At 33.5% G+C, this 14927-nt stretch carries 14 protein-coding genes; all 14 read right to left on the bottom strand.

All coding sequences use genetic code 11. The features are described 5' to 3' along the window. Nucleotides 1-368 precede the first annotated feature (368 nt). Nucleotides 369-881 carry a hypothetical protein gene (locus tag BUB42_RS08685; protein WP_073019248.1) on the bottom strand — a complete coding sequence of 171 codons (513 nt, stop codon included), beginning with the start codon at nt 879-881 and terminating at the stop codon, nt 369-371. Nucleotides 882-1249: 368 nt separating this feature from the next. After that, nucleotides 1250-2287 (bottom strand): selenide, water dikinase SelD, encoded by a 1038-nt coding sequence (gene selD / locus BUB42_RS08680; RefSeq protein ID WP_073019246.1) that lies wholly within the window; start codon nt 2285-2287, stop codon nt 1250-1252. A 4-nt stretch (nt 2288-2291) separates the two neighbouring features. Continuing rightward, entirely contained in the window at nt 2292-3314 is a 1023-nt protein-coding gene (gene mnmH / locus BUB42_RS08675; protein ID WP_073019245.1) for a tRNA 2-selenouridine(34) synthase MnmH, read from the bottom strand. Between the two features lie 592 nt (nt 3315-3906). Beyond that, nucleotides 3907-4317, bottom strand: a complete 411-nt coding sequence (locus tag BUB42_RS08670; protein WP_073019243.1) for a BrxA/BrxB family bacilliredoxin — start codon at nt 4315-4317, stop codon at nt 3907-3909. A gap of 71 nt (nt 4318-4388) precedes the next feature. Further along, nucleotides 4389-5567 (bottom strand): lycopene cyclase family protein, encoded by a 1179-nt coding sequence (locus BUB42_RS08665; RefSeq protein WP_073019241.1) that lies wholly within the window; start codon nt 5565-5567, stop codon nt 4389-4391. Nucleotides 5568-5655: 88 nt separating this feature from the next. After that, complete coding sequence (locus tag BUB42_RS08660; RefSeq protein ID WP_073019239.1) at nt 5656-6171, bottom strand: fasciclin domain-containing protein; 516 nt, start codon at nt 6169-6171, stop codon at nt 5656-5658. 309 nt (nt 6172-6480) lie between these two features. Beyond that, nucleotides 6481-8742 (bottom strand): TonB-dependent receptor, encoded by a 2262-nt coding sequence (locus BUB42_RS08655; protein WP_317614897.1) that lies wholly within the window; start codon nt 8740-8742, stop codon nt 6481-6483. A gap of 148 nt (nt 8743-8890) precedes the next feature. Continuing rightward, a complete protein-coding gene (locus BUB42_RS08650) occupies nt 8891-10132 on the bottom strand; it encodes a GTP-binding protein (protein ID WP_073019235.1) in 1242 nt (413 codons plus the stop codon). A 139-nt stretch (nt 10133-10271) separates the two neighbouring features. Continuing rightward, nucleotides 10272-10628, bottom strand: a complete 357-nt coding sequence (locus tag BUB42_RS08645) for a MerC domain-containing protein (RefSeq protein WP_073019516.1) — start codon at nt 10626-10628, stop codon at nt 10272-10274. Between the two features lie 77 nt (nt 10629-10705). Then, nucleotides 10706-11113: a 6-pyruvoyl trahydropterin synthase family protein gene (locus BUB42_RS08640; protein WP_073019224.1), complete on the bottom strand. Its 408-nt coding sequence runs from the start codon at nt 11111-11113 to the stop codon at nt 10706-10708. A 35-nt stretch (nt 11114-11148) separates the two neighbouring features. Next, a complete protein-coding gene (locus BUB42_RS08635) occupies nt 11149-11562 on the bottom strand; it encodes a Fur family transcriptional regulator (RefSeq protein WP_073019222.1) in 414 nt (137 codons plus the stop codon). A gap of 2 nt (nt 11563-11564) precedes the next feature. Then, on the bottom strand, nt 11565-12218 hold the full coding sequence (folE, locus tag BUB42_RS08630; protein WP_073019221.1) for a GTP cyclohydrolase I FolE: 654 nt from the start codon (nt 12216-12218) through the stop codon (nt 11565-11567). A gap of 255 nt (nt 12219-12473) precedes the next feature. Beyond that, entirely contained in the window at nt 12474-12992 is a 519-nt protein-coding gene (dcd, locus tag BUB42_RS08625) for a dCTP deaminase (protein ID WP_073019219.1), read from the bottom strand. Then, nucleotides 12992-14926, bottom strand: a complete 1935-nt coding sequence (gene thrS, locus BUB42_RS08620) for a threonine--tRNA ligase (RefSeq protein ID WP_073019217.1) — start codon at nt 14924-14926, stop codon at nt 12992-12994. Before thrS ends, dcd begins: the two co-directional genes overlap by 1 nt. Nucleotide 14927: the final 1 nt, after the last annotated feature.

Raw genomic sequence — 14927 nt, 5'->3', positions numbered from 1 at the left:
TCTTTTTTGATGTTAAAATGAGAATCAATCCATGATTACGCTTAAAAATAAGTGTATGGTTTTCAGGATAGATTAGGTTTAAATGTTTAGTAACATTCATTTTATTTGTAATAAACGATAGACAAAAAAAATAAATAATACTTTTCTTAATTCAAGAAATGCCTTCAATCTTAACCTGCACTTAAATGACCAGATGTACCTTTTATGTGTTGTCAGGTTGAATACACCATCATCATCATCATTATAGTGAAGCACCAAACGTTGTTTGTAAGACGACCATAATCTCGACTGCGCTCGATTTGACAAAAACCTAATGGTACTTTCAAAGACTATTTGGTATCAATGTTGTCATTCCTTGTCGCTAATACTTACTTTTTCTGTTCTTCTTTGACAATAAGTTTCAATGAATTAATGTAATCCGTATCAAATTCTATTACTCTTATTTTCTTTTGCTTAAAACTCATTTCCCCTTCAAATTGTCCTTCGGTTCCCAAAAAGTCTATTTGTATTTCATCGTCATTAATTTCTAATAGTTTACCAAGATAAACTGCTTTGTTGGACTTTGTTGCAATTTGAAAAATCTCATAATGACTTGCTAAAAAATAAATAATAGAAGATATGTCCTTGAGCGGAACGATCTCATCTGCGCTTGTTTTTAATCCTTTCAGTTTGATTACTTTCGTAGTAAATTCATGGTCTTCGTTTTGGATAATTGCCTTTACATTTTTGTTTTTCAATATCGTATAGCCATCTATTATAAAATCGACAGGATTATTCTTGAGTAAGATCCAATCTTGCGTCCAATCGATAAGAAAACCGCTGAAAATTTCTTTTTTGTCTTCAAATTCTATTGAAATTAGTTGTCTTAAATATTTTTCCATTCTGTTTTTTTTAAAATGTTCGCACGGTTTTCTAATAGTATAGTTTTATACATCCAAACGGTAAATGCCCGGCTTAGAATTTGCCTTATGATTTTATAGTAAATATAGACATTTAAATAATTGACCGCTTGTTAATATTTTTTGAGTAGTTATCGCCAAAATTATAATCTTGATCTATGTCAGCAAAAATCACCAAGGTTTTAGTTTGAATTTAAAGTTAAAAATACATGTTTGTAAAATTATTTTTTTTTTATTTTTTGCTAACCATTGCTCGCACGGGAAAGAATTATTAACAAACATTTAAAATTACTTGCGTTTGATTTTTTGTCAAACACTTTGTCATCGTTCAGTTTGTTTTTAGATTAGCATTAATCATTAATATATACTGACAATTCTGTTTTTTCTATCAATTCGCCTATTGGTTCCGCATAAAGTCCCTTACTTCTTAATAGTGCTTCCACCTTGTGGGTAGCCTCTTTCGAAACAGCAATTAACAATCCTCCACTAGTTTGTGGATCACACAAGATATATCGTTGTTTTTCATCTTCAATGTCAAGTTTGTGACCGTAACTTTCCCAGTTTCTGAGCGTTCCTCCAGGAACACATTTTTTATCAATATAGCTATGAACTTCTTCAAAAACAGGAACTCTATTATAATTAATAATGGCAGATACATTGCTTCCTTCACACACTTCAAGTAAATGTCCCATAAGTCCAAATCCAGTTACATCGGTTAAAGCTGTTATTTCTTCCATTTTTGAAAGTTCCAATCCAACATCATTTAAAATGACCATCGAATTAGAAGCAATATCTTTGTGATCGTTCTCTAAAACACCTTTTTTTTGTGCTGTTGATAAGATTCCAACACCTAACGGTTTAGTTAAATAGAGGATACTACCGGGCTTTGCTTTATCATTTCGTTTTATATTATCGATTGCAACAATCCCTGTCACTGCGAGTCCAAAAATTGGTTCCGGATTATCAATACTATGACCACCAGCAAGTATTATTCCTGCATCAAAGCAAGCCTTTCTGCCACCTTCCATTACCTGGGCAGCAACTTCAGGCGCTAATTTATCAATAGGCCACCCTAAAATTGCTATTGCCATTACTGGTTTTCCTCCCATTGCATACACGTCGCTTAAAGCATTAGTTGCAGCAATCTGCCCAAAAGTGAAAGGGTCGTCAACTATAGGTAAGAAAAAATCGGTTGTACTTATAATTCCTATTCCATTGCCAATATCATAGACGGCAGCATCATCTCTGGTATCGTTGCCCACTAAAAGCTGTTTGTCTTCAATTTTTGGTGCATTGGACTTTAGTATTGTAGTTAATACTTTTGGTGATAATTTGCAACCACATCCAGCACCGTGGCTATAACTTGTTAATTTTATACCTTCATTCATTTTTTTAATTGATTAAGTTTATTAAAAAATCTGCCGTTTCTTCAGGAGTCACAGCTGGGATTTTAAATTCAAGAATTGTAGATTCCTGACGGGTTTGTAATCCTTTTAGATAGCATTTATCGTAATATTGAAGCGCTATCTCTACCACTTTGTAATAGTTTTTATTTTCAAGTGCTTCCAAAGCAAATTTGGCGTTGTCGTATCCAAGTCTTTTCGTAATTCGGGTAATGGCAATTGCTAATTTATCATGGTTTAGATTTGCGTACATGTGAACAAGGAGTTTTGCTCTTTCATGAAGCGGAACATCTAAAAAATATACAGGCATATTCCGCATTGCATTATACAGTGCATCTGGAATTAATACCTGCCCAATTAATCTGCTTTCATCCTCAATCCAGGTCGGTAATTTGGGGTTTAAGTTCCGAATTATTGAAAATAGATTATTTTCAAATTGTTCCGTTGTTGGCTGAGGTGGAAGATCTATACCTCCAAAAGCAGAACCTCTATGATTAGCTAATCCTTCTAAGTCTATAACTTGTTGCCCTTTCTTTTTTAGGTAATATAATATTTCTGTCTTGCCAGTACCAGTATATCCTCCTAAAACTTTGAGATTTACTGGCTGTTCAAAAAATTGTAGTACATAATTTCTAAAAGCTTTGTACCCTTTTTCGATAACGTAAACCTTTTCAAATCCATTTTCAATAAGATGATCGGCAAAAGCATTACTTCTCATCCCTCCTCGCCAACATTGTATTACCGCTTCTTTATGAGGAGCAATTGCAACAGATTTGGTTACAAAATCATTTAGTTTGGGTTTTACAAATTCGTAACCAATTGCAAATGCCCTTTCCTTAGACTCTTTTTTATAAGCAGTGCCAACTACTGCTCGTTCATCATCAGAAAATAATTCAATATTAGTAGCATTTGGAATGTGTCCTTTAGTAAACTCTCCTGGCGATCTCACATCAATAATTGGAATGTGGTCTAAATTTTGAAAGTAGAAATCTATAGAAATGATTTGTTTCATTACTGTGGTTGTTAATGTTTCAAAGATAGTCTTATAATAAAAAGGAAACTTGAAAATTTAGTGAAGTCGCGGTGCTAATTATGTGTTTTTATTATATTTATTTGGTTGGTATAAATTGTGGATTATTTCAAAAGGCGAAAGTAGCATAATACTAATCTGTTCGTTCTTTGAATCCAATCAGAATAATGATGTAAAGGTTCATTTATCATTTTGAAATGTAATAGAGACTTGTCTTTTTGCCCACAATCTACTCATATCGTAGAATTTTTTTTGCGGCGTATGATGTGAAGCTATAATCCGATAACTTAAAATAATTTTACTTCATGATTATAGAACTTATAACCAATGGTCTATAAATTTACTTTCATGTTTTTGTCAAATCGAGCGCAGTCGAGATTACAAACAACGTTTCGTGCTTCATTATAATTATGATGACGTGCGTAACCTGACAATATTCAATTCTTTTTAGCAGGTAATTCAAAACATAAATGGCACTAAATGTGTTTTCACATACAATGAAAATATTTTTAATTAAAAAAACCCTTTCAGAGTTTTAAACTCTGAAAGGGTTAAGAGAAGTTGAAAATATATTTTAGCAATACTCGTTAAAAGCATCTTTCAAGTTTTCTGCGATCATTTCAGCTGGGCGACCTTCAATGTGGTGACGCTCTAACATGTGAACTAATTCTCCGTTTTTGAATAAAGCCATGGCTGGAGACGAAGGAGGGAAAGGGAACATGTGCTGTCTTGCTGCATCAACTGCATCTTTATCAACACCTGCAAAAACCGTGATTAAGTGATCTGGTTTTTTTGCCCCTTCTAAACTCATTTTTGCTCCTGGACGTGCATTTCTTGCTGCACAACCACAAACCGAGTTTACAATTACTAGAGTTGTGCCTTCCGCTTTTATTGCGTTATCTACTTCCTCAGCACTATGCAAATCTTGAAAACCTGCTGACGTTAATTCCGCTTGCATTGGTTTTACCATTTCTTCTGGATACATATCGTTGTATTTTAATTATTAATTTTGAATCGACAAAGTTACGAAGTTTAAAAAGAACTCTATTGTCTGTGTTATAAAGTTTTGTTATTGTTTGATTGCGATTTCATTGCTCTAAATGACGCATGAAAAAGTGCTTTTATGAATGGCATTGGAGGACATTTCCACATCACTTGTAAGTCTTCGCTGAACGATGTTTCTTCATCCAAAAACTTAAAAATTAAATCTGGGTTTCCTTTTCTAAATAAAGAGGAAAAAATAGAGGATCCCATCTCGTTTTTTCGATCCAATATATCTAAAAGGAGCAAATCATAAAACCAGAATTTTGTTTTTTTGTAAAATTTTCTAAAATCGGTTTCTTTTTGTAAAAAAGCGACTAAGGCCGTTGATTTTTTATCGGAACTCTTAAATGTAAAACCAGTGCTGGCTTTGCTCCATCCTCCAACAGTTCCAATATTCATTACTTTTTGAGTATTTTTTTTCCAAAAAGGATAACACGACATTGGAATACTACCGTGTTCTTTATCGACGATTTCATAATCAGTAATTCCTAATTTGTTGATATAGTTTACAATCTCGCTTTCGTATTCTTCCTTTTTTAAAAGCTTGTGTGAAAATAAAGTATATTCTACTAAAGCTTCGGTTGTAGAAGTCGGTAAAACATACATAAATCGGGTGTTTCCTTTTTGGGCAATTGAGAAATCCATGAACGTGGCTTGGTCACCATTAAAAACAGCTTCTTTGCTTTTAATAAACCAACCTATAAAATGCTGTTGCAATAGCGGATATTTAGTTTGGTTTACGGGTTCTTGTTTGTCATAAATGCTGTTCAATAATTTACCACAAGTAAAATTTTCTGAGGGTGTGGCAACAAACACATGGTTTTCAAGTTCGTTAATATCAGTTACTTTTTCGTTAAAAAAAGTGATATTGGTTTGTTTTGAGATCAGTTCGAAAACTTGATTGTAGAAATCCAATCCTTTTATCATATTGTAATGATAAGGGTGTAATTTTAAATCTTTGCGGTAGTTTTGATCAGCAAACAATGCCGAATTCCATTTTTTAGAAATTGATTTTTCCCATAATGAATTGGTTGTAGTCCAGAAACACCATGTTCTATCATTTTCCTTTTTTGGATTTGAGTCAATTAGTAAAATAGATTGATTGGTAAATGAACCTGATTGAATCATTTTATAAACGGTCATCAAAGCTGATAATCCTGTGCCAGTAAAAATATAATCGTAGTGTTTCACTTTGCAAATATAATTCTTTGTGGTAATTTAAAAAAATAAACCACGCTTTGGCGTGGTTTATTTTTTGCTTGTAAATTTTATTAAAATACTATTTATGCATTAAAACAGTGTCGATTACATGAACTACACCATTTGATGCACTCAAATCTACTGCAGTAACTGTAGCAACTCCGCCTTTTTCATCGGTAACAATTACATTTTTACCTTTCATTGAGGCAGTTAATGTTCCGCCTTGAACTGTGGTCAAAACAGCTTTTCCTTTTCCTTCTTTGATAGCAGCAATAACTGCCTTACTATCAATTTTACCAGCTACTACATGGTAAGTTAAGATACCTTGTAATGTTTTTAAATTTGCTGGTTCTAATAAACTTTCAACTGTACCTGCAGGTAATTTGTTAAAAGCGGCGTTTGTAGGCGCAAATACTGTAAACGGTCCTGTTCCCGATAAAGTCTCTGCTAAACCTGCAGCTTTTACAGCGGCTACTAATGTTGTGTGGTCTGGGGATCCAACGGCAACTTCTACAACTGTTTGTGCAAAAGAGCTAATTCCAGTAAAAAGGGTAATTGCTAGAACTACTGACGATAAAATTTTCTTTGTTTTCATAAGATATTTGTTTTGTATAAAAATACGCTGTTTTTAAATCTTACAAATTACAGTTTGTATAATTTTAACAACCGTTTATTCTTAATTTTGAAATTTTTAAAATCATAAAACGTTGATTTATAGCTATAAATAAAGTAATCACGCTTTTTTACGTTGTTTTAAATATATTAATAGGGAGATTTAAGAAAAAAAACAATTCAACAGAATAGCTTCGATAGTTAACAAATCAAAGCTGTTCTTAAGTTGCGATTGAAATAGAACTGAAAAATGGTCATGTTGTCCCTGTAATTAGTTATTTAACAACATATTCTAATCAATATGATACCTAAGCCCAACAAACATTCGTATTCCCTGATTGGGTCCATAAGCATAAGTGGGATCAAATGTCAGCGCATAAGGATTATCAGCAGTTGGCACAACATTACCGCTAGGGTCAAATTGCACATTTTTGTCAAAAGGATCATTTGCTCGCGCAATCAAAAAAGGATTATTGCGATTAGGTGTCCAGTCTAACAAGTTTTTTACACCAGTGTAAATTTCTAGATTATGAATCTTTTTATACGTAAATTGGATATTTTGGATACTAAACGGAATTGAAATTTCACGTCGAGGATCAAGTTCACCAAGTAGCGGTAAACGCATTGGGCCAGTCAGGTTTCCTGTATAATCAACAGCTAAAAACCAAGATGGGATTTCATAACTTATCGCCCAGTTTACCGAGAATTTTTCAGTGAATAAAGGAACAAACTTTTGGTCGTCTTGCTCAGTTATTGGATCAAAATAACTAGCGCCAACGGTTGCTTTTAATCCAAATGGCGTTATCCAATCCACATTAGAACTAAGTCCAAAAATTCTAGAATAGCCATTCAAATTATCATAAATAATTTGGTTGGGGTTCAAATCATAATTAGCAAAAATCCTGTTTGTAAAATACGTGTACCAAGACGACAATTCTACATTAATGACACCAGCATTTGTTAAATTGTATTTTTTTAAATAATTCAAATTTAAATTATACGACGTTTCGGGTTGTAAATCAGAAGTTAAAATAACTTCTCTTGCTCCTGATAATGCCTGATGATCCTCCGTAAAAAGGTTCACTACTCTAAAACCTGTTCCAAAATTTAAACGTAAAATATCATTTGTAGATGGTTTGTATTTAAAAGCAAAACGCGGCGTAACGATAGAACCATGCGCCGAATTGTAATCATATCGCAGTCCAAGCAATGCACTTATTTTCTCAGAAAAAGTGATTTCATCTTGCGCAAAGGCACTATAAATTTTAGAATGATCAGAGGTGATTGTAGCTGGCGTATTGTCATTGTAAAATTGGTATCGAAATGCGCTTCCAAAAAGCACCGAGTGATTATTCCAATTTTTATCCCAAAGCAGTTGCCCAAAAGCAATTTTTTGATTAGCTAGAAACGTTGAATTACCATAAACAGAATTTTGATCGTGACCAATTACTGAAAATTGGAAATACATTTTTTCACGAATAGGAAGTTCGTATTTTCCCAGAAATTCATACCGAGAAGTATAGATGCTTTCACCATAAACTTCACTTCCGCCTCTAAAACGTTTGTTCCATTGCATTTCGCCGCCCCATCTATCTTCATATAAGTAGCGAGAAACCAAACTAAACTCTTTTTGAGATTTTCTATTGAAATTTAATTTGCTAAAAATCGAAAAGCGATTCTGTAAGGAGAGATCAGTAAAGTTGTCGTTGTTATTATCAATGGGGTTGTTGTATGTAAAATAATTTACTCCAATTAGCGCATCTACGTTTTTACCAAAATTTGCTCTGTATCCCAAATCAATATTAGTTTCCAACCAGGAAGTTGAAAAAACATCAGCGGTAAAAACAGGAACTGTTTTTGGTCTTTTAGTTATTATGTTTATTAATCCACCCACCGCTTCGCTGCCGTACAAAGTTGAAGCAGCGCCTTTAACAACTTCGATTCTGTCAATCATCGAATTGGGAATTCCTGATAAACCATAAACTGTTCCAAGGGCACTAACTATAGGCATACCATCAATAGTTACCATCGTGTACGGACCATCTAGTCCATTGATGCGGATGTCGCCAGTGTTACAAACATTACAATTGTTTTGTGGTCGCAAGCCATTCACATTTTGTAGCGCATCAAAGATATTTGCAGTTGGGTTTTGTTTTAAAAAGGTTGCCGTTATTATTTCTACAGGCACAGGATTTTCTAATCTTCTTACTGGTTTTAGGGTTCCAGAAATTACCACCTCGTTTAATAGATTCTCAGCAGTTGAAAGTTCAAAATCTAAAATCGAGTTTTCATTTATTGGAACTGTTATATTCTTTTTTAAAGTTTCAAAACCAGTTGCTACAATTTGAATTTTATAATTTCCTTGCGGAATATTCTCGATTGTGTAATGCCCTAAACTATCGGTTTGGGTTGTGTACTTTGTTCCAATCAAAAAAACACGTGCTTCTGACACTTGCTTTTTATCAGATGAAATAAATCCTGAAAGGCTCGCTTTTTCTTGGCTGTAGCCAAAATGAACCGTCAAGAAAATAAACATTGCGTATAAGTTTTTCACTGTACTTAAATTAAATTTAGACAAAGCTAAAAATTATATTCGAGATATTAAAAAATATTAATTTATTATTATAAAAAAACGATTCATCATGACAATGAACCGTTTCAACACCCAATAATTAACCAAAACGATTGGGATTTATAAATTTTTACACTTCGTTCAAAACTGCTGTTTCTGCCACGTTTTGATGTGCTCTTGCAATTGGGAATAAGTCTTTACTAGAGAAAAAGCCATCTTGTAAATCCATAATCTCATCTGGATTACAAAGGCATTTTTCGAGTTGTATGCGAATTAATTTTTCTTCCATTTTCAGTCCTATAAAAACGATTTCGTTCAAGCGGTCGCCAAAATTTGCAGTCCATCGTTCTTCAATAATATCTTGGAATTCGACAAAGTTATTGAAGGTCATGCGTTCTCCTAGCGGCATACTTGCCCACCAAACGCCTGCTCCTTCGGCTTTCATGGATCCACCTGCTTGACTCCAGTTTATGGCTTGTTCCGGCCGAGAAGCAATCCAGCATAATCCTTTGCTTCGAATGATATTTTGCGGAAAATCAGCGGTGATGAACTGCCAAAAACGTTGTGGATGCAATGGTCGTTCGTCTCTAAAAACAAATGAAGAAATACCATATTCCTCGGTTTCAGGCGTGTGAATTCCTTCAAGTTCTTTCATCCAACCAGCAGAGGATTCTGCTTCTTCATAGTTGAATAATTTTGTATTTAATATTTCACTTGGCGATACTTTTCCAAGAATTGAAGTGACAATTTTTGCTACCGGATTTAATTTAGTAATCGATGCTTTTAAAAGTGATAAATCTTTTTCACTAACTAAGTCGGTTTTGTTCAGGATAATTACGTTTGCAAATTCAATTTGATCTACTAGCAGGTTTACAATTGTGCGGTTGTCATTTTCAATGTCAGATGCTTTTCGATCTTGAAGGGTTTGGGCTGAGCCAAAATCTTTAAAAAAGTTAAATGCATCCACTACAGTTACCATTGTATCGATGTAACTAAAACGTGATAAATCAATATTTTCCTCTTCATTGACAAATGAAAAAGTTTGCGCCACAGGAATAGGTTCACTGATTCCAGAACTTTCAATTAGTAAATAGTCAAACCTGTTTTCTTTGGCTAATTTTTCGACTTCTATCATTAAATCTTCACGCAAAGTACAGCATATACAGCCATTGCTCATTTCGACCAAACGCTCTTCAGTACGCGATAATGTATTTTCTGCTTTTATCAAGTTGGCATCAATATTCACTTCGCTCATGTCGTTTACGATTACAGCTACTTTTAATCCTTCTTTGTTATGAAGAATGTGATTGAGCAAAGTGGTTTTGCCTGCACCAAGAAATCCTGACAATACGGTTACGGGTAATTTTTTCATATCTAAATACTATTTGTTTTTTATTGATATTGATAGTCTTCCAGTAGTAATTAATTCCTATTCTTATTTTTTGGAGTTGTTTTACTTCGTGTCGCAAATCGTAATGGGTGTTTGTAACCAAGTGAAAGGCGTGATTATTTTATAAATGCTTTTTTTTATGATTTTTAAAATTCAAAATATGTCCAACGATCATTCCTAATCCACCAATTACTATAAGTTCAGTGTGTATGTGAAATATTAGGTCTAAAACAACACTTACAACTATAACAAGAATTGCTATTCCTAAAATATATTTTACTGTTACAGTGGCGTTGCTCATTAATACTTTTGAAACCACTAACATTCCAATTGAAGCAAATAGTGAATCGATAAAAACACTATTAGAAAAACCGAAAGGAACGATAGTCAATATGGGAAACACAATACAGTGAATTAAACAAAGTGTTGCGCTTGATATCCCTAAAACATCATACGGCTTCGTTGTGCTATTTTTCATTTCAATCATCTTTGTAATGCAGTTAAAATGCAAATATAGAATTATTTTATTTATTGCAACAATGTTGCGTTAAAAAACTATTCAGTGATCTCAACAAAATTCCTATCAGTTTCGTAAAGTATTAAACCCAGCTTTAGGTGTTGCGGAATTAACGGTCGCAAAATATTATAAATTACCCAACTAAAATTTTCGGTAGATGCTAGTTTGGTAGCAAACTCAGGACAATCTATATTTAAATTTTTATGGTCAAACTTAGCTTCAATATTATCTTTTATGATATTCGATAATACTTTTAAATCCATCACATATCCTGTTTCTGGATTGATTTCGCCAGTAAGTTTAACGACTAATCTAAAATTATGTCCGTGGTAATTAGGACTGTTGCACAAACCAAAAACGGTGGCGTTTTTTTCATCAGACCAAATTGAATTGTGCATTCTGTGGCACGCGTTAAAGTGGGATTCTCTATAAATTGATGTTGTCATTTTTCGATCTCGATTTTTATTTTAAAATTTAAAATTTATTCCTTTTCACTCTGACATTTCTCACACTTCCCTTCTATTAAAAGATTAGTGGTTTCGATTTTATTTTTGCCTAGAAGGGCTAAATATTCTGCGGGTAATTCTGGTAATTGTTGGACATTTTCGCAGTCTTTGCATTTAAAATGCGAATGGGTATTGTTAGCGTTTTTACACTGTAATACATAAACAGCAACTCCTGATGCATCAACAAATTTCTCTACGATTTTATGTTTTGTATAGGTTTGTAAGCATCTAAAAATACTGGAACGATCGTGTTTCTCACCAAAAATAATTTCTAAATTCAATAACGAATATGCTTTTGAATCGGTTAAAAAAAGAGCTAAAAGATCAACTCTGTTTTGAGTGATTTTTAATTGATTTTCGGTAAGAATTTTTCGGGCAAGTACTAACATATCTAAAGCATTTTAAAAAAATTATTTTGTGTGTCTTTATCCGTGAATTTTCCACCGTACTCAATAGTGGTGGTTTTGCTGGATTTGTCATTTACACCTCGAGATGAAACACATAAATGTTCTGCTTCTACAACAACAATAACATCATCGGTTTGAAGCGCATTTTTAAGTTCATTAAATATTTGCATGGTCATACGTTCTTGAACTTGCGGTCTACGTCCATAATATTGTACAATTCTATTCAATTTAGATAATCCAATAACTTTCCCTGATGAAATATATGCAATGTGTGCTTTTCCAACAATAGGTAAAAAATGGTGTTCACAAGACGAATTGAAAGTAATATCGCTTTCAATTAGCATTTTACTATATTCATACTTGTTGTCAAAAATTGACATTTTAGCCTTATTTTTTGGATCCAAGCCCGAAAAAATTTCTTTTACATACATTTTTCCAACGCGATGTGGCGTTCCAGAAAGACTGTCATCTGTTAGATCTAGCCCCAGAACTTCCATTATTTTTTTAAAGTGAAAGGAAATTTCTTCAATTTTTTGATCGTCAGATTTATCAAAGGCATCTGCGCGAAGTGGCGTTTCTGCTGATGTACCAATGTGGTTGTCACCTACTGCGTCGTATTTTTCGTTTATATTGTTCATCGTAAGTTTTGTTATTTGTTTATTTATTCTTTGTTTATATTTTCTAAAATTGAATTATATCTTCGTTTATTTATAAGAATGTATTTAATGTAACTGAAGATTTTCAAGCAAATTCCCTTGAAAATCACCCATTATCCATTTGCCTAAATCATAAAATTAGAGTGCGTTGTTTGATTGTGGCAACTGTAACCAATCAAAAGCGATATCAATTAATTATAAAATCTAACAGGAAAACTGATAATTTTTTGAACTATTTTAAACCAGTTCTTTGTACAGAAAACTTGGTTGAACACCCTCATTTGCTGAATATTTCCCGGAAAGATAAGAGTTGTACTCGCCTTCGATAGTATTAAAAAATATCTGACAAACTTCTACATTTGCATAAATACGAAGTGGTTGCACTACAAATATTTCCAGTGTCCAAAACCCTGAAGTTCCCACATTTCCTAATCCTGCAGTAATATGGATAAACATTCCAAGACGACCAATGCTGCTTCTGCCGTCAATCATTGGGATGTAATTATCTACTTTAGTATATTCTACTGTTCTACCTAGATACAATTTGCCAGGTTGCAATACAAATCCTTCTTTTGGAATTGTTATTGTTGAATGTGTATTGTTGATTTTTATATCTAAGACAACGTCATCATAAACTACAAGTTCGTTGTGTAATCTTAAATTATAACTATTTGGATTAAGTTGTTTCTTATCATAAGGCTCAATAATTATTTCCTTACCAATTTTCTTTTCAATTTCGATTCCGCTTAAAATCATCAGCTTATTTTTAAATTTTTTCTTAAATCTTCTATAAATTCATTCAAAGTAACTGTGCCAACATCGCCTTGAGTGTGCACCCGAATTGAAACGCTTTGTGTTTCCATTTCTTTTTCACCTATGATTACCATATAAGGAATTTTTTGGGTTTCGGCATCGCGTATTTTTCGCCCAATTTTTTCTTCTCTACTATCAACCTCTATTTGCTGGTCAAATTCTTCGTTAATTCGGTCTGCAATTTGTTGGCTATATTCATTGTATTTAGATGCAATTGGTAGAACAATTACCTTTACCGGCGCCAACCAAACTGGGAAATTCCCTGCTGTATGTTCTATTAACAAAGCGATAAAACGCTCCATCGAACCAAACAAAGCACGATGAATCATAACTGGTCTCTGGCTTGTATTGTCTGACCCAGTATAAGTTAAATTGAAATTTTCGGGCATCATATAATCAACTTGTATGGTTCCAATTTGCCATTTTCTGCCAATTGCGTCACGAACCATAAAATCTAGTTTTGGACCATAAAATGCTGCTTCACCTTCTTTGGTCGTAGTTTTCATTCCCCGTTCTCGCGTTGCTTCAATGATTGCACTTTCTGATAAGCGCCACATTTCATCAGTGCCTAAATATTTTTCTAAATTATTAGGATCTCGGAGCGAAATTTGTGTTTGAAAATCGGTAAACCCTAATTTTCCATATACCAAGTTTACTAAATCAACCACTTTTAAAAACTCTTCTTTGAGTTGGTCTGGTCGGCAATAAATGTGCGCATCGTCTTGTGTAAAACCTCGAACCCTTGTTAAACCGTGTAGCTCACCACTTTGTTCGTAGCGATAAACAGTACCAAACTCGGCGTATTTGATAGGCAATTCTTTATAACTGCGTGGTTTGGTAGCATATATCTTGCAATGATGCGGACAATTCATTGGTTTGAGAAAAAATTCTTCGTTTTCTGTTGGTGTTTTTATGGGTTGAAAAGCGTCTTGACCATATTTAGCATAATGTCCAGAAGTGATGTACAATTCCTTTTTGCCTATATGTGGTGTAGCTACGTGCTGATAGCCAGCACGCATTTGAATCTTCTTTAAAAAACCAATTAAGTTTTGACGTAATGCCTCGCCTTTTGGTGCCCAAAGCGGTAAGCCCATTCCGACTTCTTCATCAAAATAAAAAAGTTCTAATTCTCTTCCTAGTTTGCGATGGTCGCGTTCTTTGGCTTTTTCTAACGCATCGAGATACGCATCTAGTTCTGTTTTTTTAGGAAATGATATACCATAAACTCTAGTTAACATTTTATTTTTTTCGTTAGCTCGCCAGTAAGCTCCTGATATAGATGTTATTTTTATTGCTTTAATTAATCCTGTATCAGGAATATGCGGACCATCACATAAATCAGTAAAATCACCAGTTTTATAAAAGGTAATGTTACCGTCTTGCAAACCATCAATCAATTCAAGTTTATATTTGTTTTGATTTAGTGTAAAAAATGCTAAAGCTTCTTGCTTGCTAACTTCGCTTCGAACGTTCTTTGATTTTAATTTTGCTAAATCTAGCATTTTGTTTTCAACAGCTTTAAAATCGGCATCTGTAAATTTGTAGTCACCAAAATCAACATCATAATAAAATCCATTTTCTATTGCTGGCCCAGTGCCCAAAAGCACATTTGAATATAATTCTTGCAAAGCCGCACCTAATAAATGTGCTGAGGTATGCCAAAATGCATTCTTGCCTTCGTCGTCATTAAAAGTAAATAAGTTGATCTTTGAACCATCTTTTATACTATCGTTTGTATCGATTATTATTCCATTAGAGCTGCCAACTAAAACTTCCTTAGCAAGTGAATTGCTTATAGATTTAGCAACATCAATTAATGAAACTTTATCGTGGTCAAAGGTTTTTTGAGAACCATTAGGTAGGTTTATCGTGATCATT

Origin of the sequence: Flavobacterium micromati (assembly GCF_900129585.1) — a bacterium.
Taxonomy (GTDB): domain Bacteria; phylum Bacteroidota; class Bacteroidia; order Flavobacteriales; family Flavobacteriaceae; genus Flavobacterium; species Flavobacterium micromati.
Note: the sequence above shows the minus strand (reverse complement) of the source record. Positions and strands in the feature narration are given on the sequence as shown.

What these genes read in the sequence shown, in the direction of transcription:
- BUB42_RS08685 (WP_073019248.1), bottom strand. Translation starts at nt 881, where the DNA reads ATGGAAAAATATTTAAGACAACTAATTTCAATAGAATTTGAAGACAAA.
- selD (WP_073019246.1), bottom strand. Translation starts at nt 2,287, where the DNA reads ATGAATGAAGGTATAAAATTAACAAGTTATAGCCACGGTGCTGGATGT.
- mnmH (WP_073019245.1), bottom strand. Translation starts at nt 3,314, where the DNA reads ATGAAACAAATCATTTCTATAGATTTCTACTTTCAAAATTTAGACCAC.
- BUB42_RS08670 (WP_073019243.1), bottom strand. Translation starts at nt 4,317, where the DNA reads ATGTATCCAGAAGAAATGGTAAAACCAATGCAAGCGGAATTAACGTCA.
- BUB42_RS08660 (WP_073019239.1), bottom strand. Translation starts at nt 6,171, where the DNA reads ATGAAAACAAAGAAAATTTTATCGTCAGTAGTTCTAGCAATTACCCTT.
- BUB42_RS08650 (WP_073019235.1), bottom strand. Translation starts at nt 10,132, where the DNA reads ATGAAAAAATTACCCGTAACCGTATTGTCAGGATTTCTTGGTGCAGGC.
- BUB42_RS08645 (WP_073019516.1), bottom strand. Translation starts at nt 10,628, where the DNA reads ATGAAAAATAGCACAACGAAGCCGTATGATGTTTTAGGGATATCAAGC.
- BUB42_RS08640 (WP_073019224.1), bottom strand. Translation starts at nt 11,113, where the DNA reads ATGACAACATCAATTTATAGAGAATCCCACTTTAACGCGTGCCACAGA.
- BUB42_RS08635 (WP_073019222.1), bottom strand. Translation starts at nt 11,562, where the DNA reads ATGTTAGTACTTGCCCGAAAAATTCTTACCGAAAATCAATTAAAAATC.
- folE (WP_073019221.1), bottom strand. Translation starts at nt 12,218, where the DNA reads ATGAACAATATAAACGAAAAATACGACGCAGTAGGTGACAACCACATT.
- dcd (WP_073019219.1), bottom strand. Translation starts at nt 12,992, where the DNA reads ATGATTTTAAGCGGAATCGAAATTGAAAAGAAAATTGGTAAGGAAATA.
- thrS (WP_073019217.1), bottom strand. Translation starts at nt 14,926, where the DNA reads ATGATCACGATAAACCTACCTAATGGTTCTCAAAAAACCTTTGACCAC.